17 protein-coding genes are annotated in these 23941 nt (G+C 62.3%); 12 read left to right on the plus strand and 5 right to left on the minus strand.

Going from position 1 to position 23941, the window contains the following annotated elements; translation table 11 throughout:
- Positions 1–14 precede the first annotated feature (14 nt).
- The 3 genes from ercA (at position 15) to mqo (ending at position 4657) form a co-directional block, all read left to right on the plus strand.
- Positions 15–1172 carry an alcohol dehydrogenase-like regulatory protein ErcA gene (gene ercA / locus BLQ55_RS21495; RefSeq protein WP_092164851.1) on the plus strand — a complete coding sequence of 386 codons (1158 nt, stop codon included), beginning with the start codon at positions 15–17 and terminating at the stop codon, positions 1170–1172.
- Positions 1156–2526: a hybrid sensor histidine kinase/response regulator gene (locus BLQ55_RS21500; RefSeq protein ID WP_092256840.1), complete on the plus strand. Its 1371-nt coding sequence runs from the start codon at positions 1156–1158 to the stop codon at positions 2524–2526. Before ercA ends, BLQ55_RS21500 begins: the two co-directional genes overlap by 17 nt.
- 487 nt (positions 2527–3013) lie before the next feature.
- The gene (mqo, locus tag BLQ55_RS21505; RefSeq protein ID WP_092200650.1) at positions 3014–4657 is read left to right on the plus strand and encodes a malate dehydrogenase (quinone); all 1644 of its coding nucleotides are present in this window, start codon (positions 3014–3016) and stop codon (positions 4655–4657) included.
- A 212-nt stretch (positions 4658–4869) separates the two neighbouring features.
- On the opposite strand, the gene BLQ55_RS21510 is transcribed toward mqo, so the two are convergent.
- Complete coding sequence (locus tag BLQ55_RS21510; protein ID WP_092256843.1) at positions 4870–5721, minus strand: CAP domain-containing protein; 852 nt, start codon at positions 5719–5721, stop codon at positions 4870–4872.
- A 194-nt stretch (positions 5722–5915) separates the two neighbouring features.
- Positions 5916–6689 (minus strand): L-iditol 2-dehydrogenase, encoded by a 774-nt coding sequence (locus tag BLQ55_RS21515; RefSeq protein WP_092256845.1) that lies wholly within the window; start codon positions 6687–6689, stop codon positions 5916–5918.
- Positions 6690–6943: 254 nt separating this feature from the next.
- Here BLQ55_RS21515 and BLQ55_RS21520 point away from each other — a divergent pair, with 254 nt between their 5' ends.
- On the plus strand, positions 6944–7864 hold the full coding sequence (locus BLQ55_RS21520; RefSeq protein ID WP_092256848.1) for a helix-turn-helix domain-containing protein: 921 nt from the start codon (positions 6944–6946) through the stop codon (positions 7862–7864).
- 343 nt (positions 7865–8207) lie between these two features.
- On the opposite strand, the gene BLQ55_RS21525 is transcribed toward BLQ55_RS21520, so the two are convergent.
- Positions 8208–9983, minus strand: a complete 1776-nt coding sequence (locus tag BLQ55_RS21525) for a sigma-54-dependent Fis family transcriptional regulator (RefSeq protein ID WP_092200669.1) — start codon at positions 9981–9983, stop codon at positions 8208–8210.
- Between the two features lie 286 nt (positions 9984–10269).
- On the opposite strand from BLQ55_RS21525, the gene BLQ55_RS21530 reads away from it, so the two are divergent.
- From BLQ55_RS21530 to BLQ55_RS21555, 6 genes are all read left to right on the plus strand, one after another.
- Positions 10270–11742, plus strand: a complete 1473-nt coding sequence (locus tag BLQ55_RS21530) for a benzaldehyde dehydrogenase (protein ID WP_092200672.1) — start codon at positions 10270–10272, stop codon at positions 11740–11742.
- A gap of 71 nt (positions 11743–11813) precedes the next feature.
- Complete coding sequence (locus BLQ55_RS21535; RefSeq protein ID WP_060742578.1) at positions 11814–12581, plus strand: coniferyl-alcohol dehydrogenase; 768 nt, start codon at positions 11814–11816, stop codon at positions 12579–12581.
- A 90-nt stretch (positions 12582–12671) separates the two neighbouring features.
- Positions 12672–14321, plus strand: a complete 1650-nt coding sequence (locus tag BLQ55_RS21540) for a DUF1302 domain-containing protein (protein WP_092200675.1) — start codon at positions 12672–12674, stop codon at positions 14319–14321.
- A 15-nt stretch (positions 14322–14336) separates the two neighbouring features.
- Positions 14337–15698: a DUF1329 domain-containing protein gene (locus BLQ55_RS21545; RefSeq protein WP_092200678.1), complete on the plus strand. Its 1362-nt coding sequence runs from the start codon at positions 14337–14339 to the stop codon at positions 15696–15698.
- Positions 15699–15767: 69 nt separating this feature from the next.
- Positions 15768–16871, plus strand: coding sequence for a WD40/YVTN/BNR-like repeat-containing protein (locus tag BLQ55_RS21550; RefSeq protein ID WP_092256851.1), 1104 nt, complete (start codon positions 15768–15770; stop codon positions 16869–16871).
- 52 nt (positions 16872–16923) lie between these two features.
- Positions 16924–19344 (plus strand): efflux RND transporter permease subunit, encoded by a 2421-nt coding sequence (locus BLQ55_RS21555; protein ID WP_092256853.1) that lies wholly within the window; start codon positions 16924–16926, stop codon positions 19342–19344.
- A gap of 57 nt (positions 19345–19401) precedes the next feature.
- Here the strand turns inward: BLQ55_RS21555 and mhpT are convergent, their stop codons facing one another.
- Positions 19402–20625, minus strand: coding sequence for a 3-(3-hydroxy-phenyl)propionate transporter MhpT (mhpT, locus tag BLQ55_RS21560; RefSeq protein ID WP_092200686.1), 1224 nt, complete (start codon positions 20623–20625; stop codon positions 19402–19404).
- Between the two features lie 312 nt (positions 20626–20937).
- Between mhpT and BLQ55_RS21565 the strand changes: the two genes are divergently transcribed.
- Entirely contained in the window at positions 20938–22245 is a 1308-nt protein-coding gene (locus BLQ55_RS21565; protein WP_092200689.1) for an OprD family porin, read from the plus strand.
- 81 nt (positions 22246–22326) lie between these two features.
- Here the strand turns inward: BLQ55_RS21565 and BLQ55_RS21570 are convergent, their stop codons facing one another.
- Positions 22327–22812, minus strand: a complete 486-nt coding sequence (locus tag BLQ55_RS21570) for a MarR family winged helix-turn-helix transcriptional regulator (RefSeq protein WP_060742571.1) — start codon at positions 22810–22812, stop codon at positions 22327–22329.
- A 213-nt stretch (positions 22813–23025) separates the two neighbouring features.
- Between BLQ55_RS21570 and BLQ55_RS21575 the strand changes: the two genes are divergently transcribed.
- Entirely contained in the window at positions 23026–23856 is an 831-nt protein-coding gene (locus BLQ55_RS21575) for a p-hydroxycinnamoyl CoA hydratase/lyase (protein WP_092200692.1), read from the plus strand.
- Positions 23857–23941 lie beyond the last annotated feature (85 nt).

The following is a 23941-nucleotide window of genomic DNA, read 5'->3' on the forward strand; positions in this document are numbered from 1 at the left end:
ACGTAACTGAAAAGATGAGCCTCAGCCCGCTGCGCAAGTTCGTTTCTCCTGAAATCATGTTCGGTGCCGGTTGTCGGCACAATGTCGGCAACTACGCCAAGACCTTCGGGGCACGCAAAGTGCTGATCGTCACCGATCCCGGGGTCATCGCCGCCGGTTGGGTGGCGGACGTCGAAGCCAGTCTCCAGGCCCAAGGTATCGATTACTGCCTCTACAGCGCGGTCTCGCCCAATCCACGGGTCGAGGAAGTGATGCTCGGTGCGGACCTGTACCGGGAAAACCATTGCGATGTCATCGTCGCGGTGGGCGGTGGCAGCCCGATGGATTGCGGCAAAGGCATCGGCATCGTCGTGGCCCACGGCCGCAATATCCTCGAGTTCGAAGGCGTCGACACCCTGAACGTGCCCAGCCCGCCGCTGATCCTGATCCCCACCACGGCGGGGACGTCGGCTGACGTGTCGCAATTCGTGATCATCTCCAACCAGCAAGAACGCATGAAGTTCTCCATCGTCAGCAAGGCGGCGGTGCCGGACGTGTCGCTGATCGACCCGGAAACCACCCTGAGCATGGACCCGTTCCTGTCCGCCTGTACCGGCATCGATGCGCTGGTGCATGCCATCGAGGCGTTCGTGTCCACCGGTCACGGCCCGTTGACCGACCCCCATGCCCTGGAAGCCATGCGCCTGATCAATGGCAACCTGGTGCAGATGATCGCCAACCCGGCGGACATCGCCCTGCGGGAAAAAATCATGCTGGGCAGCATGCAGGCCGGGCTGGCTTTCTCCAACGCGATCCTCGGGGCCGTGCACGCGATGTCCCACAGCCTGGGCGGGTTCCTCGATTTGCCCCATGGCCTGTGCAACGCGGTACTGGTGGAGCACGTGGTGGCGTTCAACTACAACTCGGCACCGGAGCGTTTCAAGGTGATTGCCGAGACCCTGGGCATCGATTGCCGGGGGCTCAACCACCGGCAGATCCGCACCCGGCTGGTGGAGCACCTGATTGCCCTCAAGCACACCATCGGTTTCCACGAGACTCTGGGCCTGCACGGCGTGAGCACCTCGGACATCCCGTTCCTGTCGCAACATGCGATGCACGATCCGTGCATCCTCACCAATCCTCGGGAGTCGAGCCAGCGGGATGTCGAGGTCGTCTATGGCGAAGCCCTCTGACGAGCAGCAAAAAGCCTTGGAGGGGTTGTTGGGGCTGGGCAATCACTCGACGCGCAAGAGTCATTATCCGGAACTGACGGCGCGCCTCGACGAGCTGGAACAGGCCCGGCGACACCTGCAACAGCTCAACGACCAGCTGGAGCAGCGGGTGGCCGAGCGCACCGATGCGCTGTTGGAGGCCAACCACAACCTGCAGCAGCAGATTGCCCAGCGCGAACGGGTAGAACAGCAATTGCGCGATGCCCGGGACGTCGCCCAGGCCGCCAACCGCAGCAAGGACAAATACCTGGCCGCCGCCAGCCATGATCTGTTGCAGCCACTCAACGCGGCGCGCTTGCTGATCGCCACGTTGCGTGAGCGCGAACTGCCTGCCGCCGAGCACGTGCTGGTCGAACGCACCCACCAGGCGCTCGAGGGCGCTGAAGACCTGCTCACCGACCTGCTGGATATTTCCCGGCTGGATCAGGCCGCCGTCAAGCCCGACCTGGCGCCGTACCGGCTGGATGAGTTGCTGGGGCCGCTGGTGTCGGAGTTTCAATCGGTGGCCGGTGCCGCCGGGTTGGAGTTGCGAGTGCGGTTTGGCGACGAAGCGGTGCTGACCGACCTGCGATTGATCAGCCGTATCCTGCGTAACCTGCTGAGCAACGCCTGCCGCTACACCGACCAAGGCGGCATTCTCCTGGCGGCCCGGCGGCGGGGAGGGCGCCTGAGCCTGGAAGTCTGGGACACGGGGCGGGGAATCGCTGCCGATTGCCTGGAGTCGATTTTCCTCGAATTCAACCAACTGGACGTCGGCCGGGCGGCGGATCGCAAAGGCGTGGGCCTGGGGTTGGCGATTGTCGAACGCATCGCCCATATCCTCGGCTACCGGGTGCAGGTGCGTTCGCGGCCGGGACGCGGCTCGGTGTTCAGTATCGAAGTGCCGCTGTCCAGTGAAAAACCGCTGTCCGTGTCGCTGGCCCCGGTACAGGCGGTCGCCGGCAACCCGCTGCCGGGGCGGCGCTTGTTGGTGATCGACAATGAGCTGAGCATCCTGCAAAGCATGGCCGCGCTGTTGGGGCAATGGGGCTGTGACGTGTTGACCGCCACCGACGAGGCGGGCGCCCTTGACGTGCTGCAAGGCCGTGCGCCGGAGCTGATCCTGGCGGATTTCCACCTGGATCATGGGGTCGTGGGCTGTGAAGTGGTCAAGCACCTGCGCGAGCATTTCCGCCAGGCGATTCCGGCGGTGATCATCACCGCCGACCGCAGCGACCAGTGCCGCCGCGCCTTGCGCAAGCTGGATGCACCGCTGCTCAACAAACCGGTCAAGCCGGGCAAGTTGCGGGCGGTGTTGAGTCAGCTGCTCGGATAGGTTTGTGTTGTAGATACTCTGTTGGAGCTGTCGAGTGCAGCGAGGCTGCGATCCTTTAATTCATCCGCTTAAGACTCAAGCGGCCAGGGCAGGATCGCAGCCTCGTTACACTCGACAGCTCCTACACGAATCCGTCCCGAGGGCCATTAAAATGCCGTCATTTGGTCGGCGTTTTTGCCAAGAATGTAAAAATGCGCTTCGGTCTGTTTATTTCATTATGTAAACTCCCCCCGCTGCGACAATCGGGCACGGCCACGCCAGGCCCGATGACGACCGTTTTGCAGTGTCCCTCACCCAGCTGAAGCCAAGACCTACAAGAAGTCAGCGCCGGAGAGACATAAATGTGAGGCCGACGTATTGCTCGGCCCTGTAGGTCCATCCTCCGGTTTTTCTCGATAACCACCGTGCTGGCTCGCTGGCCATGGGCGTGGTTTATCCTTGAACAGAACCGGAGGGCGGAATGGCGTTCCATCCTAGGGATACACACATGTTGAAGAAAACACACACGGCGCTACTGGGCCTGGCGATGGCGATGGGTCTTGCGACCACGCACGCCGCCGAGCCAAAAAAAGTGGATGTCTTGCTCATTGGTGGGGGCATCATGAGCTCGACACTCGGCGTCTGGCTCAATGAGCTGGAGCCGGGCTGGACCATGGAAATGGTCGAGCGCCTGGACGGTGTTGCCGAAGAGAGCTCCAACGGCTGGAACAATGCAGGTACCGGTCACTCTGCTTTGGCTGAACTGAACTACACACCGGAAGACAAGAACGGCAAGGTCGATATCTCCAAGGCCATCGAAATCAACGAAGCCTTCCAGATCTCCCGCCAGTTCTGGTCCTGGCAGGTCAAGAACGGTGTGCTGAAGAACCCGCGCTCGTTCATCAACTCCACGCCGCACATGAGCTTTTTGTGGGGCGACGAGAACATCGCGTTCCTGAAGAAGCGCTACGAAGCCCTTCAGGCCAGCCCGTTGTTCGCCGGCATGCAGTATTCCGAAGATCGCGAGCAGATCAGCAAGTGGGTTCCGCTGATGATGCAAGGACGTGATCCGAGCCAGAAAGTCGCGGCCACCTGGAGTCCCCTGGGTACTGACGTGAACTTCGGCGAAATCACTCGCCAATTCGCGGCTTACCTGCAAACCAAGCCGAACTTCTCCCTCAAGCTGTCCAGCGAAGTGGAAGAGATCACCCGCAACGAAGACGGCACCTGGCGCGTTTCGTACAAGAACCTGAAAGACGGTACCGAAACCGAAACCGACGCCAAGTTCGTGTTCATCGGCGCCGGTGGCGGTGCGTTGCACTTGCTGCAGAAGTCCGACATCCCGGAAGCCCGTGAATACGCAGGTTTCCCGGTGGGTGGTTCGTTCCTGGTCACCGAAAATCCGACCGTTGCCCAGCTGCACTTGGCGAAGGCGTACGGCAAGGCTTCGGTGGGCGCACCGCCGATGTCGGTTCCACACCTGGACACCCGTGTGCTCGATGGCAAGCGCGTGATCCTGTTTGGCCCGTTCGCAACGTTCTCCACCAAGTTCCTGAAGAACGGCTCGTACTTCGACCTGCTGACCAGCACCACCACCCACAACATGTGGCCGATGACCAAGGTTGGTATCGAACAGTATCCACTGGTCGAATACCTGGCAGGTCAGTTGATGCTGTCGGACGAAGATCGCTTCAACGCCCTGAAAGAATACTTCCCGGAAGCCAAGCAGGAAGACTGGCGCCTGTGGCAGGCCGGCCAGCGCGTGCAGATCATCAAGCGTGACGAAGAGAAGGGCGGCGTCCTGAAACTCGGCACCGAAGTGGTTGCCTCCCAGGACGGCAGCATCGCCGGCCTGCTGGGTGCTTCGCCTGGCGCCTCGACCGCTGCCCCGATCATGCTGACCGTGCTTGAGAAGGTCTTCAAGGACAAGGTCGCCAGCCCGGCCTGGCAGGAAAAACTGCGCCAGATCGTGCCGAGCTACGGCACCAAGCTCAACGACAGCCCAGAGCGCGTCGCCCAGGAATGGGCCTACACCAGCGAGGTCCTGCAACTGGACCCGCCACCGGCCATCGGCAAGCCAGGCGCTCCTGCGGCACCGGCCAAGCCAGCCGAGGCCCGTGAGGCCAATCCAGCGGCTGACATGGCGCTGTAAGCCGGACGCTGTCTGGTGAGGTACAAAAACGCCGCTCATTGAGCGGCGTTTTTTTGGGGGTTCGGTTAACCCTGTGGGAGCGAGCCTGCTCGCGATAGCGATTTACCTGAACAGAAAATGTTGAATGTGCCACCGCTAATCGCGAGCAAGCTCGCTCCCACATAGGCCATCATTGATCGAAAATCTTGCTCGCGATGGCGCCGGTGCCGGTACTACTGGGTGCCAAACATCGCCGTCCAATAGATCCCCGCATCGCTTTTCGGATCGGTCGCATACCCGGCGCCCAATTCGCGGAACTGCGGGTTCATCAGGTTGGCGCAGTGCCCCGGGCTGGCGAGCCAGCCGTCCACGACCTTGAGCGCGGTGTCTTGCCCGGCAGCGATGTTCTCGCCGATCAATTGGCCCTGATAACCCGCCAGTTCGGCGCGGTCGCCCGGCATGCGGTTGTCCCGGTCCTTGTGGTCGAAGAAATTGTTGTTGGCCATGGCCCGGGTGTGAGTGACGGCGGCCAGGGCCAAGGTGGCGTTCCAGGCCAGCGGCGTGGTGGCGGGGAAGGCTTCGGTGCCGCAGCGACGTGGTTGGGCGCGGGCGCTGTTGATCAGTTTCAGCAGTTTCTGGCCTTCGGCTTGCCAATCACCCAGTCGCGCCGACAACAACGGGCGCGCCAGCACGATGCGCCATTCGCGATCCAGGCGGCTGACGCCGATGTCGACGAACTGCGGGTCGAGCACCACCTGGCAGAAGCTTTCCTGCACGGCTTTCATGGCCGATTGCGCATCGCGCGGCCCGGACAGGCTGATGGCTTGCACGTTGACCATGGGATAGGCCGCCCGCGCCAGCGCCTGTTGCAGGTCGCCGATGCCATTGGCCGACAGGATCAGCCGGGAGTCCATGGCCAGCGGCGGCAACTCCAGCGAGGCCTGGCCGGCACAGCTTTGGGATTGGCTGCGGTAAAGATTGATGGACTCGACCAGTTGCGTCTCTTCGGTGGCCGTGGCGCTGGTAGCGAACACCAGGCCCAGCGACAGCACGACAAGACCCATGACGGATGAAATGGCACGCATGTAAATCTCCCTTGAGCGGACGGCGCCTATGATGCGCAATTTTTGCCCTGCTGGGGCAACGGTATTCACGCTCTCTTGAAATCCCTTGGAACGGCACCGTCGGGCACCGCTCGGGACAATCTTCAAGTAGTGGGATCAATTTTCAAGCGAATAAGTCCATTTGCGTCGTTTCAAGGCCATAAAAACCCGGATTATTAGCTCATCCAGTTACCGCCATCGACATTATAGGTCTGTGCCACCACGTATTCGCTCTCCGTCGAGGCCAGGAAAATCGCCATTCCGGTGAGGTCCTGCGCAGTGCCCATCCGGCCATAGGGGACCTGCTGCCCGACCTGGCGCTTCTTTTCCCCCGGCGGCAGGTTTTCGTGGCGGGCGAACAGCGCGTCCACGCCATCCCAATGCTCGCCCTCCACCACGCCGGGGGCGATGGCGTTGACGTTGATCCGATGCTTGATCAGATCCAGCCCGGCGGACTGGGTCAGGCTGATCACCGCTGCCTTGGTGGCGCAATAGACCGCCACCAGGGCCTCGCCACGCCGGCCGGCCTGGCTGGCCATGTTGATGATCCGCCCGCCGTGGCCCTGGCGGATCATCTGCCGCGCCGCCGCCTGCAGCGTGAACAGCGTACCGGCGACGTTGATGGAAAACAGCCGCTCATAGCTCTGGCGGGTGATGTCCACGATGGGCGCCAGGTCGAACAGCGCGGCGTTGTTGATCAGGATATCCAGCTTGCCCACCCGGGCCACCACGGCCGCGATGGCCTGGTCGATGGAAGCTTGATCGGTCACGTCCATTTTGACCGCGTAGGCGCTGTCGCCCAATTCGGCGGCGGTGGCCTGGGCGCGTTCAAGGTCGATGTCGGCAATCGCGACCGTGGCGCCTTCGTCGATGTAGGCCTGGGCAAACGCCCGGCCGATACCCCGGGCGGCGCCGGTCACCAGGGCACTTTTTCCTTCCAGTCGTTTCATGGGGCTTGGTCCTTGCTGCAATGGCATCAGAGGGTAATCAGCGTCGCACTCGCCAAATGGCGATGGCAGGCCGATTACAGCAGTGCCGTTGGAAGCCGACAAACCCGCGAAGGATGATGAAGTGGTACTTTTTTAACCTGTACCGGTGTCTCCCGCCTGGGTTAAAAAAGTATCGGTGGGTGGGCGGGCCGAGGCTGGCGAAGCGCTGCGCACTCGGCGTAAGGTGCCCGCTATAACGATAAAAGAGGCGCGACATGCCTGATCACCGAACGCCCCTGTTCGAGCAGCGACCGGCCGAACTGGAAGTCATCCTGCCCGAGCCCGAACACAGTTTTCGCTGGTACGAGCATGACTACCCGTACCCGCTGGCCCGTTGGAACCATCATCCTGAATTTGAAATCCACTTGATCCGCCAGGGCAGCGGCAAACTGTTGGCGGGCGATTACATTGGCCCGTTTGGCCCAGGCCATGTGGCGATGATTGGTCCGGACTTGCCCCACGATTGGATGGGCGACCTGGCGCCGGAAGAGCACTTGGCCGGGCGCGACGTGGTGTTGCAATTCGACGGCGCCACGCTGCTGGCCTTGCGCCGCACCTTGCCTGAACTGGGGGACCTGCAAGGGCTGTTCGAACGCGCTCGCCGTGGCCTGGCCTTCGGTGGCAATACGGCACAGCAGGCCGCGCACCTGCTGGAAGCCATCGGCCCGGCCCAGGGCCTGGCGCGATTGACGCTGTTCCTGGAACTGCTCCACACCCTCAACCAAGCGCCCGGCGACGAGGCCCTGAGCCTGGCGAGCCCTTGCTACGCGCCGACCCTGGATGCGCGCAGTTCCGAGCGCATCCATAAAGCCTTCGAGTACCTGCAAGCCGAACTCACCGGCGACCTGCGCCTGTCGGTGATCGCCCGCCAATTGGCCATGAGCGAACCGGGCTTCTCGCGGTTCTTCAAGCGCATCACCGGGCACGGTTTCATCGACTTGATGCGCAAGCTGCGGGTCCAGCGCGCCTGCCGTTTGCTGTTGCAGAGTGAGATGCCGGTGACCGACATCTGTTTTGAAGTGGGCTATAACAACCTGTCCAACTTCAACCGGCATTTCCGCATCGAGATGAACCAGACCCCCAGCGAATATCGGCGGGGCGCTTTCGCCCTGCTTGACGGAGCCGCCACCCGGTAACCCCTGTGGGAGCGAGCTTGCTCGCGATGACGTCAACACAGCCAATATCAATGGCAACTGACCCACCGCCATCGCGAGCAAGCTCGGCTCCCACAATGGATCGGTGGTGTTCCTTGCACCCGCGTCCACCATCATTCCCCTGTGGGAGCCGAGCTTGCTCGCGATGACGACGGCACATTCAACTTCAATGCAGCCGAGCCACCGCCATCGCGAGCAAGCTCGCTCCCACAGGTAATGTTGTTTATTTAAGGCTGTCCACACATCCGTGGCGAGGGAGCTTGCTCCCGCTGGGGCGCGAAGCGGCCCCAAGACCTGCCTTTGCAGCATCTCCCCGGTTCGGTGGTTAGCCCGGGACAGCTTTTTGATGCTTCTTCAAGCGATACGCGAACTGCGCCCGGCTCAGCCCCAGCGAGCGTGCGGCCGCCGCGAGGTTGCCGCTGCTCAGTTGCAGGGCTTCGTTGATCAGGCGTGATTCCAGGCCGTCAATGGAGAAGTCCGCGTCCAGTTGGCTGAGGGACTGGAGCAGCGCCGGTTTTTCCGCGGCATCGTTGGCGGCCAGGCCCATCGGCGAGAGACCGCCGAGGTGGTCCACGGAGTAGGCGTCCACCGGCAATTGCTCATTGCGAAACAGGTGGACCAGGTCAATGGCCTGGCCTTCCTCGCTGGCGATCAGGCCCCGTTCGATGAGGTTCTGCAATTCCCGCACGTTGCCCGGAAAGTCATAGCGCAACAGCACTTTCAAGGCGCGCATGGTCAGGCCCATCGGTGTGCGGCCGTATTCCTGGCAAAAGCGCGTGAGAAAGGCGTTGATCAGCAACGGTATGTCATCGCGGCGCTCGCGCAAGGGCGGCAGGGCGATGGGGTAGACGTTGAGCCGGTAGAACAGGTCTTCACGGAACGCGCCGTCCGCCACGGCCTTGCGCAGGTCGATGTTGGTGGCCGCCACGACGCGCACATCGACCTTGATGCCATGGCCGCCGCCGACCCGCTCGACTTCCCGCTCCTGCAAGGCGCGCAGCAACTTGCTTTGCCCGGCCAGGCTCAGGCAGGTGATCTCATCCAGGAACAACGTGCCACCGTGGGCGCGCTCGAAACGTCCGGGGCGTGAATGGGTGGCGCCGGTGTAGGCTCCGCGCTCGACGCCGAACAGTTCAGCCTCGATCAGGTTGTCGGGGATGGCCGCGCAGTTGAGGGCAATGAACGGCCCCTCACGTCGGCGACTCAGTTGGTGCAACTGGCGGGCGAACATCTCCTTGCCCACGCCGGATTCGCCGCTGACCAGCACGGTGGCAGGGGTCAAGGCCACCCGTTGCAAAGCCTGGGTCGCAGCGTTGAAGGCGGCGCTGGCACCGATCAGTGGCTGTTCGCTGTCCGGCAACGGGACGGTTCCGGCCACGCTGTCGGACTGAATGTCGGCGCGGGCGACGACGGTCGGCGGTGAGGCGTTGAGGTAATTCAGGTCCTGCTCGATGTCACCCCATTGTTCAGCTGTCTTGCCGACGACTCGGCAGCGTTCGTGGCCCATGCCCCGGCATTCCACTTCGCGAAAGACCACCAGTTGCCCGAACAGCCCGCTGACGAAACCGATGGCGTAGCCCAGTTCGGTCCAGCACACCGGATCCTGCCCGGTGCCATAAGCGGCGACATGTTCGTCGGCCTCGCAGGAGTGATGCCAGAGAAACTCTCCCTCATAGAACCCCGAGTCGGCATCGAACTTGAAATGCAGCGGCTCGACCTTGGTCATGCCTTCGAGGGTATGCAGATGCGTGCCGGCGCGAAACACCGCCGCGGCATCGGCCTGGGGCCAGCGTTCGCGAATCAGCCGGGCGTCGCGGGCGCCGGAGGAGTAACCGGTGCGGGTGAGCATGCCTCGGGCCTGCTCCAGCCCCTGGCGCTCGATGATTTCCCGGCGCAACGCACCGAAGGAGGAACTGTGCAGCAACAACATGCGCTGGTCGTTGAGCCAGATGCGGCCATCGTCGGGGGAGAAAAACAGGCACGCGGTGAGTTCTGCCGGCGTGGGCGAACTGCTGTCGCTCAACTCGTTGCTATCGCCCCGTGGATGGAAATGCTCGGTGGCGATCCGGTGATCCGGCAACTGGCAGTGGGGATTATTCATTGTTATGCCCCTGATGACGGGGTGATCGAAATGATCACCTGGCGAGATAGTTATTAAGCATAACTTTATCAAATGAACAAGCGACAGCTGGCCAACGGCCAGGCCGGTGGAGGCGCCCAGTACGTCATCCCTGGCGAAGAACCTCGAGCCAGAGCCTTGCGCCAGGTTTATCCAGGCCCGTGGGCAAAACCGGCACAGCGCTTGCTCAAGCACTTGCACGGCGTTTGCGTCGATACCTTCCAGGTGCGGCAAACGATGACAAAAACAAAAGAGCCGGGAGTGTTAAATGTCTGCACCCAAAAGCCACCTGCTGTCCCAGGTGATCGAATCGGAATGTGTCTTCAACGGTGACTGGGTGCCTGCCTCGGGCCCGCTGCAATCGATTATCGAGCCGGCCACCGGTGAACGGCTGATGCGCTGTGCCATGGCCGACGCGGCCGACATCGCCAAGGCCAGTCGCGACGCCGCCCTGGCGCAGCCGGCGTGGGCGGCGCTGGGCCCGCGGCAACGGGCGGCGATCTTGCGCAAGGCCGCCGACGTGGCCGAGCAGTCCTTCGACGAGCTGTCGCTGTACGTGGCCCGGGAGACCGGTGCCGCGCTGTTCAAGGGCCAGCATGAAATGCGCGAAGCCATCGTGCTGTTGCATCAGGCCGCGGGTCTTTTGTCCCAGGCCCATGGGGTGGTGCTGCCCAGCGAGGCAGGGCGCCTGTCCTATGCGCGACGCCAGCCCCATGGCGTGGTGGGGGTGATCTCGCCTTTCAACTTTCCCCTGGTACTGTCCATGCGCTCCGTCGCACCGGCCCTGGCGGCGGGCAACGCGGTGGTGCTCAAGCCGGATCCGCAGACCCCGGTGAGTGGCGGTTTCCTCATCGCCCGGTTGTTCGAAATGGCAGGCCTGCCCAAGGGCTTGCTGCAAGTGTTGCCCGGCGCGGCGCAGGCCGGGGAGGCGCTGTGCCGCGACCCTAATGTGCGCATGATCGCCTTCACCGGTTCCACCGGCGCCGGTCGCAAGGTCGCTGAAGTGGCCGGACGCAACCTGAAGAAGGTCGCCCTGGAGCTGGGCGGCAAGAACCCACTGATCATTCTCGAAGACGCCGACCTCGACCTCGCGGCCCGGAACGCGGCCTGGGGCGCCTGGCTGCACCAAGGGCAGATTTGCATGGCCACCGGGTTGATTCTCGCTCATGAGTCCATCGCCGCCGAGCTGACCCGCAAACTGGTGGAAAAGGCCCAGGCGATGACCCTCGGCAACGCTGCTCGGGAAGAAGCCGCCATGGGGCCATTGATCAATCAGCGGCAGTTGCAACGGGTGCACGACATCGTCAGCGACACCGTACTCGCCGGGGCCCGACTGGAGGCCGGCGGCGATCACGATCGGCTGTTCTACCAGGCCACGGTACTCAGCGGTGTGAAGCCGGGCATGCGCGCCTTCGACGAGGAGGTCTTCGGGCCGGTGGCCACGGTGGTCAGCTTCGCCACCGATGACGAAGCCATCGAACTGGCCAATCGCACCGAATACGGTCTGGCGGCGGCGATCATTTCTCCGTCGGTGGGCCGGGCCATGGCCATCGGCGAGCGCTTGCAGTGCGGCATGTTGCACATCAATGACCAGACCGTCGCCGATGAATGCGTCAACCCGTTCGGCGGGCGCGGCGCCTCGGGCAATGGCGGTAGCGTCGGCGGCCCGGCGGATTGGGATGAATACACCCAATGGCAGTGGGTGACGGTCAAGGACACGGCGCCGATCTACCCGTTCTGACAGGCCGGTCTTTACCGGGCCCGATGAGCTGAGGGCCCTGCGAGTACACAAAAATAATAAGAGGACTCAACATGAAACTCGACAACAAGATTGTGCTGGTGACTGGTGTTTCGTCGGGTATCGGTGCTGCCACGGCGAGCCTGCTGCGCGCACACGGCGCCCAGGTGATTGGCGTGGATCTCAAGGCGCCGCACATGACCCTGGACGGTTTTGTGCAGGGCGACTTGAGCAGCGCCGAGAACATCGAACGGTTGCTGCCACAGCTGCCCGCACGGCTTGACAGCCTGTGCAACATCGCCGGCGTGCCGGGCACTGCCAACCCGCGACTGCTGGCGCGGGTCAACTACCTCGGGCTGCGCCACCTGAGCCGTGCGCTGCTGCCGCGCATCAGCGCCGGTGGCAGCATCGTCAATATCGCCTCGATCCTCGGTGCCGAGTGGCCGTTACGCCTGGAACAGCACAAGGCGCTGGCGCGCATCGAAGACTTTGCCGCCGCGCAAGCCTGGCTGGCTGACCACCCGGTGCCGGACCAGACCTGCTACCAGTACTTCAAGGAAGCCTTGATCGTCTGGAACTACCTGCAGGCCCAACCCTGGTTCCTCGAGCATTCGGTGCGCATGAACAGTGTCGCGCCAGGTCCGGTTTTCACGCCCATCCTCGACGACTTCGTGAGCATGCTCGGCGAGGCCCGGACCCAGGCCGATGCCCACCGTATGAAACGTCCCGCTTACGCCGATGAGGTGGCGGCGGTGATCGCTTTCCTGTGTGCCGACGAGTCGCGCTGGATCAACGGCGTCAACCTGCCGGTCGATGGTGGATTGGCCTCCACCTACATCTGAATGCGCACCCGCGCAAAGCGGCGTCAGCCGCGACCTGAGCGTGTTGGCTGGCAAAGCCATGCCCAAAAATAACAATAATGAGAAGCGTCCATGGATAACTTCAAAGATAGCTTTCGTTTCAAGCATTGCGCCTTGTTCCTGGCGTTGTGCAGCACCGGCGTGATGGTCGATCGGGTCGAGGCCATGCAAATGGACCTGGGTGACTCCGATTGGAAACTGCGCTGGGACAACACCATCAAGTACAGCCAGGCCTGGCGCCTGCACGGGCAGGACAGCCGCTTGGTCAACGCGCCAACCGCCAACGGCCTGTACCCCTCGATCCAGAGCCAGGGCGATAAGAACTTCAGCAGCGGCCTGGTCTCCAACCGCCTGGACCTGTTTTCCGAAATGGACCTCAGCCGGCAAAACTACGGGCTGCGCGTGAGCGGCGCGGCCTGGTACGACGATATCTACAACCAGGACACCGACAGCAGCGAGCAACCGCATTTTCTCAGCGAAACCCGCAAGCTCCATGGGCGCGACGCGGAAATTCTCGATGCCTTCGTGTTCTTGCGCGGCGACCTCGGTGAAGACTCCCAGGGCGTGGCGCGCCTGGGCCGACACAGCCTGATCTATGGGGAAAGCCTGTTCTACGGCGGCAACGGCATTGCCAATGCCCAGGGTCCGACCGACGTCGTCAAGTTGCTCAGCGTACCGGGGACTCAGTTCAAGGAGATCCTGCGTCCGGTCAATCAAATCTCCGGGCAGTTGCAGATCAACCCGCAGTTGTCGGTCGGCGCTTACTATCAGTTCGAGTGGGAACGTTCCAATCTGCCCGGCGCCGGCAGCTACCTGAGCGATACCGATGCCATCGGGTACGGCAGTGGTTCGTTGCGCGAAGTGTTCGGCAACGACACGGTCAATGGCGGCGATCTGAAACCGCGCAATTCGGGGCAGGGCGGCATGCAGATCCGCTTCAAGCCGAGCGGCACCGAGCTGGAGCTGGGGTTCTACGCGGCCCAGTATCACGATAAGGCACCGATCGGGTTGTACGCGTACCTGGACGGTCCGGCGGCAGCGGCCACCGGGTTGCCCATCCTGGGTTCCTATCGGCAGGTCTACGCCGAAGACATCAGGACCGCTGGCGTCAGTTTCTCCACCGCCTCCGGCCCGTTCAACTTTGCCGGTGAAACGTCGGTGCGCTGGAACGCACCGCTGGTGAGCAACCTGCAAGTGGTGACTCCCGGCATGGCGGCCGATGGTGGCGACAATGAGTTGTTCGCCAGGGGCAAGACCGCCCACGCCAACCTGTCGGCGATTTACCTGTTATCGCCCACCGCGTTCTGGGACGGCGGCTCGGCCCTGGCCGAACTGGCCTGGAACCGCACCCTGAGCGTAACCAAGAACGCTGCCGCGCTGGATTCCAATACCACCCGCGATGCCACGGCACTGCGGGTATTGATCGAGCCGGCGTACTTCCAGATTGTCGACGGAATCGACCTGACCGTGCCGATCGGCATGGGGATGGTGCTCGATGGACGTTCGTCGGCGGTCAACAAATCCGGCTTCGGCAACACCCATTCCGGTGACTGGAGCGTCGGGCTCAAAGCCACCTATCTGCAACGCTGGGACGTCGGCCTCAACTACGTGAACTTCTTCGGCGCACCGAAAGCCGGGCTGCGCGAGGACGGCAATTTCAGTTACGGACAGTCGTTGGCCGACCGCGACTTCGTCTCGCTCTACGTGAAAACCTCATTCTAATAAGGTGGATTCGCCATGCAGAACACAGCATTCCTGAACACATGCGTCCTGACCCTGGCCCTCGTCGGTATGGGGCTGGCGCAAGCGGCGGTGTCGCCCGAACAGGCCGCACGTTTGAAAACCGATCTGACCCCCCTGGGCGGCGAGCGTGCCGGCAATGCCGATGGCAGCATCCCGGCTTGGCAGGGCGGTTATACCCAGGTCACGCCCGGCTACAAACCGGGAGACAAGCGCCCCGACCCATTCGCCAGCGAGAAACCGCTGTATTCGATCAAGGCCGCGAACATGGAGCAGTACGCCAGCGAATTGGCCGAGGGCACCAAACTGCTGCTCAAGAAATACCCGGACTATCGCCTGGACGTGTACCCGACCCATCGCTCGGCCGCCGCGCCGCAATGGGTGTATGACAACACCAGCAAGAATGCCACCCGCGCCACGCTGGACGTGGACAGTGAGAAGGTCTCCAACGCCTACGGCGGCATCCCGTTCCCGATCCCGGAAAACGGTGCGCAAGTACTGTGGAATTATCGGTTGTCGTGGCAGGGCGGCGACACCATCAGCTCGCCTTTCGATACCTGGCTGATGACCGCCGGCGGCAAGAAAGTCCAGGCCACCCGGGCGCAATACACCTATCAGTTTCCCTACTACGTCGAAGGCGGCAGCCTGGAAAATTATTCGGGCAAGTACCTGTTGGGCAAGCTGTTCACCGAGTTGCCGTCGTCCAAGGCCGGCGAAGGCCTGATGACCCATTGGGACCTGGACCCGGCCAATCGGGCGGCCTGGCAATATCTGGTCGGCCAGCGCCGGGTTCGCCGGGCGCCGAACATTGCCTATGACACGCCGGATTTCGTGACCTCCGGCGTCGGCCTGTTCGACGAGGCGTTCATGCTGTTCGGGCCGACCGATCGCTATGACCTCAAGCTGGTGGGCAAGAAAGAGCTGATCGTTGGCTACAACAATAACCGCGCCGCCCTGGCTAAGAGCGACGACCTGGTCAAGGCGAACTTCCTCAACCCTGATCTGGTGCGTTGGGAGAAGCATCGGGTCTGGGTGGTCGAGGCCACGCTCAAGCCCGGCAAGCGTCATGTCGTGCCGCGTCGGACCTACTACGTCGACGAAGATTCCTGGCAGATCCTGATGGCCGACGGTTATGACGCCCAGGGCAAGCTCGGCCGGCAGATGTATTCGCTGACGCTGCTGGCACCGGACCTGCCGGCCCTCACCGCACAGGTCATGTGGGGCAGCTACAACCTCGACACCGGGGCCTACTTCCTCAACTCATCGAGCAACGACCTGGCGGTTCAGTACCAGAAGGTCGCGAAGCCTTCGGCGTCCTACTTCACGCCGGATGCCATGGCCAACGAAAACATGCGTTGAACCTGTGGCGGCCGTGGCGAAGAGGAGGTTCGTCGCGGTCGCTTACGATTTTCCAGGCGGAATAACGATATGAACGTTGAAAAAATCTTTGCGCGTCGCGGTCCGCTATGGGGTGTTTGTGCCCTGATGGGCTGCCTGTTGGCGAGTGTGCCCTGGCTCGCACAGGCCACGACATTGGCGGTGCTGCAGCAACCGGCACTGCCGACGACCAAGGCTCCGCGCGCGGTATTGCTCGGGTTGGCCAGGGCTGGCGAGCGCCTGGTGGCGGTGGGCGAGCGCGGGATCGTGCTGCTGTCGGATGATGCTGGCGTGAGTTGGCGCCAGGCCAGGGTACCGGTCAGCGTCAGCCTGACGGCGGTGCAATTCGTCGATGCCGAGCAGGGCTGGGCGGTCGGTCATCTGGGGGTGGTGCTGCACACCCAGGACGGCGGGGAAACCTGGCAGAAGCAACTCGACGGTGAGCGCGCCATCGCCCTGGCGGTGCAAGTCGCCGAGCGCGATGCCAATCAACCCGACGGTGCCAGCCAGTTGGCGCAGGCACGGCACATGCTCGATGACGGACCGGATAAACCATTCCTCGACCTGTACTTCAGTGACCGCCTGCACGGCTACGTCGTGGGCGCCTACAACCAGATCTACCGCACCGATGACGGTGGGCGAAGCTGGCAACCGTGGATGCGGCATGTGGACAACCCCCAGGGTTTGAACCTGTATGGCATCCGCGCCTTGGGCAAGGATTTGCTGCTGGTGGGGGAGCGCGGCCTGCTGTTGCGTTCGACCGATGCCGGGCAGTCATTCCAGGCCTTGAAGTCACCTTATGAAGGCAGCTTTTTCGGCCTGCTCGGTATGCGCGATGGGGCCTTGATTGTCTATGGCTTGCGCGGAAACGCCTGGTGGTCCGATGACCGTGGCGTCAGTTGGCGACGCCTCGACACGGGTATCGAATCAACACTGGCGAGCGCCCTTGAACTGCGCGACGGCAGCCTGTTGTTGGCCAGCCAGAGTGGTGAGCTTCTCTTCAGTCATGACCAGGGTCGCAGCTTTGACAAGCGTCAGAGCCGCAGCGGCGGGACGGTCGCTGCCGTGCAGCAGGCGGTCGACGGCAGCCTGGCCAGCGTCGGTTTGACTGGCGTGGCCGCTGACCAGGATCCGCGGGCCTCCGGTAAACCTTGAAACTTCACGGTGTAGCGCTATCGGGCCACGGCTCGTGCAACAGGAGTCAAACTTGAAAGACGACAGAATCCAAACCGTGATCGGCCGCCAGGAAGACTTCGACCGGGCGTCGGGCAACTTCGCCGAGCGGGCGATCTTCAACCATCGACCGCTGGTGATCCTGCTATGCCTGCTGGTGACCTTGGTGCTTGGTTGGCAAGCCACGCGCATCGGCATCAATGCCAGTTATGAGAAGACCATTCCCACCGGGCATCCCTACGTCGCCAATTTCCTCGAGAACCGCAGTGAGTTGAGCGGCCTGGGCAACTCGCTGCGCATCGCCGTGGAGGTCAAGCAGGGGAGCATTTTCACCAAGGATTACCTCGACACCCTGGCCAAGCTCAACGACGAGCTCTATTTGCTGCCGGGGGTCGACCGACCGTACATGAAATCATTGTGGACCCCGACCACGCGCTGGACCGCCGTGACCGAAGAGGGGCTCGACGGCGGCACGGTGATCCCCGACGACTACGATGGCTCGACCACCAGCATCGAGCAGGTGCGGACCAATGTGGCCCGCTCCGGGGAAGTCGGTCAATTGGTCGCTGGCAACTTCAAGTCCAGTGTGATTTTCGTGCCGTTGCTGGAAATCAACCCGCAGACGGGCAAGGCGCTGGACTATGGCGAGTTTTCCCGGCAACTGGAGGCGTTGCGGGACAAGTACCAGACCGATGACCTGCGGATTCACATCACCGGCTTTACCAAGATCGTCGGCGACCTGATCGAGGGGATGACCCAAGTCCTGCTGTTTTTCGTGGTGGCGGTACTGGTGACGGTACTGGTGCTGTTTGGCTACACCCGTTGCGCGCGCAGTACCCTGGTGGTGGTGACCTGTTCACTGGCGGCGGTGCTGTGGCAACTGGGGCTGCTGGCCCTGCTCGGTTATGAGCTGGATCCCTACTCGGCACTGGTGCCGTTCCTGGTGTTCGCCATTGGCATGAGCCATGGCGCGCAGAAGATGAACGGCATCATGCAGGACATTGGCCGTGGCACCCACCGGGTGGTCGCCGCGCGCTACACCTTCCGCCGCCTGTTCGCCGCCGGCATCACCGCTTTGCTCTGTGACGCGGTGGGCTTCGCGGTGTTGCTGCTGATCGACATTCGAGTGATCCAGGACCTGGCGATCACCGCCAGCCTCGGGGTGGCGGTGCTGATCTTCACCAACCTGATTCTGCTGCCGATCCTGCTCAGCTATATCGGCGTCAGCCCGGCGGCGGCACAACGCAGCCTGAGTGCGGAAACCACCGAGCAACAGGCGCGCATCAAACATCCCCTGTGGCGCGTGCTCGACCTGTTCACCCAACGGCGTTGGGCCATCGGCGCCATGTTGGCGGGTCTGTTGCTGGCCGCGTCTGGTTTTGCCGTGAGCCTGCACCTGAAAATCGGCGATCTGGACCCCGGCGCCCCGGAGTTGCGTGCCGACTCGCGCTACAACCGCGATGCGTTGTTCATGACCCAGAACTACGCGGCCAGCTCGGATATCTTCGTGGTCATGATCAAGACCCCGGAGGATCAATGCACCCGTTACGCCAGTCTGTCCGCGGTCGATGCGCTGGCGTGGCAACTGGAGCAATTGCCCGGCGTGGAATCGACCACCTCGATGGCGGCGCTGAGCAAGATCGCCACGGCCGGTTATAACGAAGGCAACTTCAAATGGTATGAACTGATCCCCAATGACGGCGCACTGGGTGCCGTGCAGACCCGTGCTCCGCGAGAGTTGTTCAATCAGGGCTGCTCGATGCTGTCGCTGTACGTCTACCTGGCCGATCACAAGGCTGACACCTTGAACCGGGTGGTGGAGGCCAGCGAGCAATTCATCGCCGGGCATCAACTGCCGGAGGTCAAGTTCATGCTGGCGGCCGGCAGCGCGGGGATCGAAGCGGCGACCAATATCGTGGTGAAGAAGTCCATGCGCGAGATGCTGTTCTGGGTCTACGGTGCGGTCAGCCTGCTGTGTTTGCTGACCTTCCGCAGCTGGCGCGCCACTCTGTGCGCGATGCTGCCGCTGATGCTCACCTCGATCCTGTGCGAGGCGCTGATGGTGGGGTTGGGCATGGGGGTGAAAGTCGCGACACTGCCGGTCATTGCACTGGGCGTGGGCATCGGGGTCGATTATGCGCTCTACGTGTTGAGCGTGATTCTGGCACGGATGCGTGCCGGCGACACCCTGGCCCAGGCGTATTACCAGGCGCTGCTGTTCACCGGCAAAGTGGTGTTGCTGACAGGCATGACATTGGCTGTGGCGGTGTCGACCTGGGCTTTTTCGCCGATCAAGTTCCAGGCTGACATGGGGATTCTGCTGGCCTTCATGTTCCTGGTGAACATGCTCGGGGCCTTGATCCTGTTGCCCGCCCTGGCCTGGTGGCTGCTGCCGCAGAAGGTCTTCGTAAAAAAGCCTGAGTCGAGTCGGCAGGAGCGTTGGGTCAGGGGGTGAGGGCGCGTTAGGATAGGTGCGCATATCCGTTACCTGATAACGGATATGCGCAGCCACTCAGGAATGCTTCACAACCGGATTCGTAGCCCTCAATCGTGGCCCCGCCGAATGGCGAATCACACTGAGAACAGCCAACGTCGCAACCACCAACCCAGGAGAAGTCGCCAGCAATACGGCAGTGGTCCCGCCCCCGGCCGCCAGGATCTGCCCGGCGGCCAGGGGGCCTGCCACCGAGCCCAGGCGCCCGATGGCCACCGCGGCACCAACCCCCGTCGCACGCACGGCCGTAGGGTAGGAGGGCGGTGCCAAGGCATAGAGAACCAGTTGCGCGGCCATGACGAACAGCCCGGCGGCGAACCCGGCGATGCCCATCGGTACGATGCCGACCGACAAGCCGACCCCGGCCAGGGCGCTCAACAGGCCGGCATAGACGAACAGCACTACCTTGATGCCATTGCAACGGTCCAGCAACAGGCCGCCCAGCAACGAGCCAAGGGCGCCACCGATGTTGAACAGCATCTGCACCAGGCCGGCCTGGGGTTTGCTGAAGCCCTGTTCCAGCAACAATGACGGCAGCCAGTTGAGCAACATGTACATGACCGTCAGGGTGAAGAAATAGCTCAGCCACAGGGCCAAGGTGGTACGGCCGCGGCCTTCACCGAACAGCGCCTGGGCGGTGGAACCGCGCGATGTGCCGCCATCTTGCACCTGGCGAAAGGCGCTGGATTCTGGAAGCCACAGGAGCATCAGTGGCACCACCAGCAGCGGCGCCAACCCACCGATGAAAAACGTCATCTGCCAGTGCTCGCCAAACAGCATCGCCACCACGGCAGCCAATGCACCGCCCAGCGGCACCCCCGCATACATCACGCTGATGGCCGTGCCTCTGCGCTGCTCACCCACGGCTTCGGCACACAGGGCAATGAGGTTGGGCAGGGCGGCGCCCAGGCCCAGGCCGGTCATGAAACGCACCAGCAACAGGCTGGAGAAGTGTTCGACATAAGCGGTGCTGAGGGAAAACACGCCGAAGAGCAAGACCGCGGTGATGAGGATTTTCTTGCGACCGATGCGATCAGCGATCCAACCACCGAAGAAGGCTCCTGGCAGCAACCCGATGATCCCGGCGCTGAACACCCAGCCCATCATTTTCGGGTCAAGGGCAAAGGTCTGCCGTAGTCCTGCGGCGGCGGTACCGGCTGACTGCAGGTCGAAACCCTCGATCAACGCAACGATGAAACACAAGGCAATGGTCAGCGTCGCACGACGCGCCGGACGGTCCATGGCAAATCCTCTTATTGTTTTTGTGAGGGGACACCGCTCGAAGGAAAGCCGGCGGATGGGTTTAAGATTAACAAAGCTAACTAAAAAATGAAGGGTGCCGGAAGGGCGTCAATAAGCGAGCAGTTCAGTATGAAAATCAGTGGCTTGGAAAGGATTCACGGAGGAATGGGTAAATTAGTTAGTTATATTAATGTTCGATTATCGGACATTGTCGATTGACGAAGCGCCGGTGCCGTTTCCATTCTTTGTCCGCACGGCCCCCGTCGCCAAGCTCGGGCCGATCAAAACAACAACAATAAATGGACTCCGAACATGCCAAATCTTGCTCGGGACGCGCTGACGGCGCGCCCTGTTTCATCCCTCGTCCCTCTGCTGGCCTGTCTCGGGCTGAGCCTCGGTTCTCCCGTATCGTGGGCGGAAGGCTTCATCGACGACAGCCACGGTACGCTGACCCTTCGCAATTACTACATGGACCGCGACTACAAGGACGACGGCGCCAAGACCGCAGCGCGAGAATGGGCCCAGGGTGTGTTCATGAACATGGAGTCGGGGTTCACCCCGGGCACGGTCGGGTTCGGCCTGGATGTCAGGGGATTGCTGGGCATCAAGCTTGATTCGTCGCCGGATCGCAGTGGCACTGAACTGTTGCCTGTGTCCGCCAGCGACAAGCGCGCGGCGGATGAGTATTCGCGCCTGGGCGTGACCGGCAAGCTGCGTTTCGCTCAAACCACGGTGAAGACCGGCGATGTCTCGATCTTCCTGCCATTTGCCTTTGCCAGCCCGTCGCGTCTGCTGCCGCAGACCTTTCGCGGGACGACGCTCAGTTCCAAGGATTTCGACGGTTTGACGTTGAACACCGGTTATATCGATCGCATCGCCCGCCGCGATTCCACCGATTACCAGCCGATGAGCATCGCCTCGCCCAACCGCCGATTCAACGGCGCGGCGACCTCTTCCCATATGGCGTATGTGGGCGGTGACTATCAGGTCAACAAAGACCTCAGCCTGCGGGCCTACCACGCCGAAGTGGCGGACCTGTACCAGCAGGACACCCTGGCGTTGTTGCATAACCTGCCCCTGGGCGATGGTGTCCTGACCACCGACCTGCGCAGTTTTTTCAGTGACGAAGACGGCGCGGCCAAGGCCGGAAAGGTGGATAACCGCAATGTCTCGGCGCTGGTCGGCTATCGCCTGGGCGGGCATCGCGTGAGCCTGGGCTACATGCACGCCAGTGGCGATACGGCCACGCCGTATGTGTCCGGCACCGAGTTGATGGGCTTGAGTGAAATGACCATGAGCTCGGACTTCCTCAATGCCAAGGAGCGCACCTGGCAGGCGATCCATGACTACGATTTCGCCGCCGTGGGCGTGCCAGGCCTGAGGACTCGACTGCGTTATGTGCGTGGCGATCACATCGAGCTGGCGGCCCTCAATGCCGAGGATCGCAAGGAGCGTGAGTTCCAGATGGAGTTGGGGTACGTGATCCAGGGCGGCCCGCTGAAGAACGTCGGGTTGCTGGCCCGCAAATCGATCTATCGCAACAACTTCCCGGGTACCGCGGCGTTTCGCGACGAGAACCAGACCCGGTTCCTGGTGACGTACAGCGTGCCGATCTGGTGAGTTTCGAGTCGGTTGGCTAGCGCTTGTGGGAGCAAGCTTTGCTCCCACATAGCGGTGCCGCAGGGACCCGCGCCAGGCTCGCTACTGGTAAACCTTCTTCAACAACCGCAGCAACTCCTCGCGCTCAGCACCAGAGAGGGCCGCGGTGGAGTCAAGGTCGCTCTGGGCGGCGATTTGCTTGAGTTCCTTGAGCAGGGTTTCGCCGGTCTTGCTCAGGAAGATCCCATAGGAGCGCTTGTCCGGCTTGCAGCGCACGCGCACCGCCAAAGCCCGGCTTTCCAGCTTATTGAGCAGCGGCACCACTTGCGGCGGTTCGATCGCCAGGGCCTTGGCCAGGTCGGCCTGCATCAGGCCGGGATTCTGGTCGATGATTGCCAGGGCCGAGAACTGGGCGGGCCGCAGATCGTGGACGGCAAGCCGGCCAATCAGGTTCTGGAACAGTTTCAACTGGGCGCGGCGCAGGGCGTAACCGATCAGGTCGTCCAGGGCGGAGTCCAGCGGCACCTGTGCGTCGGTACCGGCGACCAGGGGCTCGGCGGGTTCGGCAAGCTTGGAAGACTTGGCCATCGAAGTGAGTGTCCTCAAGGTAAGTGGTTAACAAGGCTATCCAGTTTGCCGGGGTTGCGGCGCCCTGGCTACGGGCTTGTGCATATTCGAATTTTTAAACCTTCGATCCAGTCTCTGGAAAATACAGATAAACTGATTAATAGTTAATTGACATAACTAAATTTCCGGTTTAGTTTTTTATCATCTTCAGTCAAGAACAAGAGAGCACGCATCATGAGCAATTACGAAGGTCGCTGGAAAACCGTCAAGGTCGACATCGAGGAGGGCATCGCCTGGGTCACCCTCAATCGCCCGGAAAAACGCAACGCCATGAGTCCGACCCTCAACCGCGAGATGATCGACGTGCTCGAGACCCTGGAGCAGGATCCGGCCGCAGGGGTATTGGTGCTGACCGGGGCCGGTGACGCCTGGACCGCTGGCATGGACCTCAAGGAATACTTCCGCGAAGTGGATGCCGGGCCGGAAATCCTCCAGGAAAAAATCCGTCGCGAAGCCTCGCAATGGCAGTGGAAATTACTGCGCATGTACGCCAAGCCAACCATCGCCATGGTCAATGGCTGGTGTTTCGGTGGCGGTTTCAGCCCGCTGGTGGCGTGCGACCTGGCGATCTGCGCCGACGAAGCGACTTTCGGTCTTTCGGAAATCAACTGGGGCATCCCGCCGGGCAACCTCGTCAGCAAGGCCATGGCCGACACCGTGGGCCATCGCCAATCGCTGTACTACATCATGACCGGCAAGACCTTCGGTGGGCAGAAAGCGGCCGAAATGGGCCTGGTCAATGAGAGCGTGCCCTTGGCGCAGTTGCGTGAAGTCACTGTGGAACTGGCCCGCAACCTGTTGGAAAAGAACCCGGTGGTGCTGCGGGCGGCCAAGCATGGCTTCAAGCGTTGCCGCGAACTGACCTGGGAACAGAACGAAGATTACCTGTACGCCAAGCTCGACCAGTCGCGCCTGCTCGATACCGAGGGTGGCCGCGAGCAGGGGATGAAGCAATTCCTGGACGACAAGACCATCAAGCCGGGCCTGCAGACCTACAAGCGCTGAGACAATCGCGCGGCGGGCGCCATCGTGTGCCCGCGGGCTGTTCGTCCCAGGCCCTCGGCGCTACTGTGAACGTGTTCCCGATAAA

This window comes from Pseudomonas sp. NFACC13-1 (assembly GCF_900104425.1).
GTDB lineage: Bacteria > Pseudomonadota > Gammaproteobacteria > Pseudomonadales > Pseudomonadaceae > Aquipseudomonas > Aquipseudomonas fluorescens_AA.

Bases quoted from the DNA above. Each gene is read 5' to 3' on its own strand.
- BLQ55_RS21535 (WP_060742578.1), top strand. From the start codon at position 11,814: ATGAAACTCGACAACAAGATTGTGCTGGTGACTGGTGTTTCGTCGGGT.
- BLQ55_RS21545 (WP_092200678.1), top strand. From the start codon at position 14,337: ATGCAGAACACAGCATTCCTGAACACATGCGTCCTGACCCTGGCCCTC.
- BLQ55_RS21550 (WP_092256851.1), top strand. From the start codon at position 15,768: ATGAACGTTGAAAAAATCTTTGCGCGTCGCGGTCCGCTATGGGGTGTT.
- BLQ55_RS21520 (WP_092256848.1), top strand. From the start codon at position 6,944: ATGCCTGATCACCGAACGCCCCTGTTCGAGCAGCGACCGGCCGAACTG.
- BLQ55_RS21565 (WP_092200689.1), top strand. From the start codon at position 20,938: ATGCCAAATCTTGCTCGGGACGCGCTGACGGCGCGCCCTGTTTCATCC.
- ercA (WP_092164851.1), top strand. From the start codon at position 15: ATGAGCCTCAGCCCGCTGCGCAAGTTCGTTTCTCCTGAAATCATGTTC.
- BLQ55_RS21500 (WP_092256840.1), top strand. From the start codon at position 1,156: ATGGCGAAGCCCTCTGACGAGCAGCAAAAAGCCTTGGAGGGGTTGTTG.
- BLQ55_RS21540 (WP_092200675.1), top strand. From the start codon at position 12,672: ATGGATAACTTCAAAGATAGCTTTCGTTTCAAGCATTGCGCCTTGTTC.
- mhpT (WP_092200686.1), bottom strand. From the start codon at position 20,625: ATGGACCGTCCGGCGCGTCGTGCGACGCTGACCATTGCCTTGTGTTTC.
- BLQ55_RS21510 (WP_092256843.1), bottom strand. From the start codon at position 5,721: ATGCGTGCCATTTCATCCGTCATGGGTCTTGTCGTGCTGTCGCTGGGC.
- BLQ55_RS21515 (WP_092256845.1), bottom strand. From the start codon at position 6,689: ATGAAACGACTGGAAGGAAAAAGTGCCCTGGTGACCGGCGCCGCCCGG.
- BLQ55_RS21525 (WP_092200669.1), bottom strand. From the start codon at position 9,983: ATGAATAATCCCCACTGCCAGTTGCCGGATCACCGGATCGCCACCGAG.
- BLQ55_RS21575 (WP_092200692.1), top strand. From the start codon at position 23,026: ATGAGCAATTACGAAGGTCGCTGGAAAACCGTCAAGGTCGACATCGAG.
- BLQ55_RS21530 (WP_092200672.1), top strand. From the start codon at position 10,270: ATGTCTGCACCCAAAAGCCACCTGCTGTCCCAGGTGATCGAATCGGAA.
- mqo (WP_092200650.1), top strand. From the start codon at position 3,014: ATGTTGAAGAAAACACACACGGCGCTACTGGGCCTGGCGATGGCGATG.
- BLQ55_RS21570 (WP_060742571.1), bottom strand. From the start codon at position 22,812: ATGGCCAAGTCTTCCAAGCTTGCCGAACCCGCCGAGCCCCTGGTCGCC.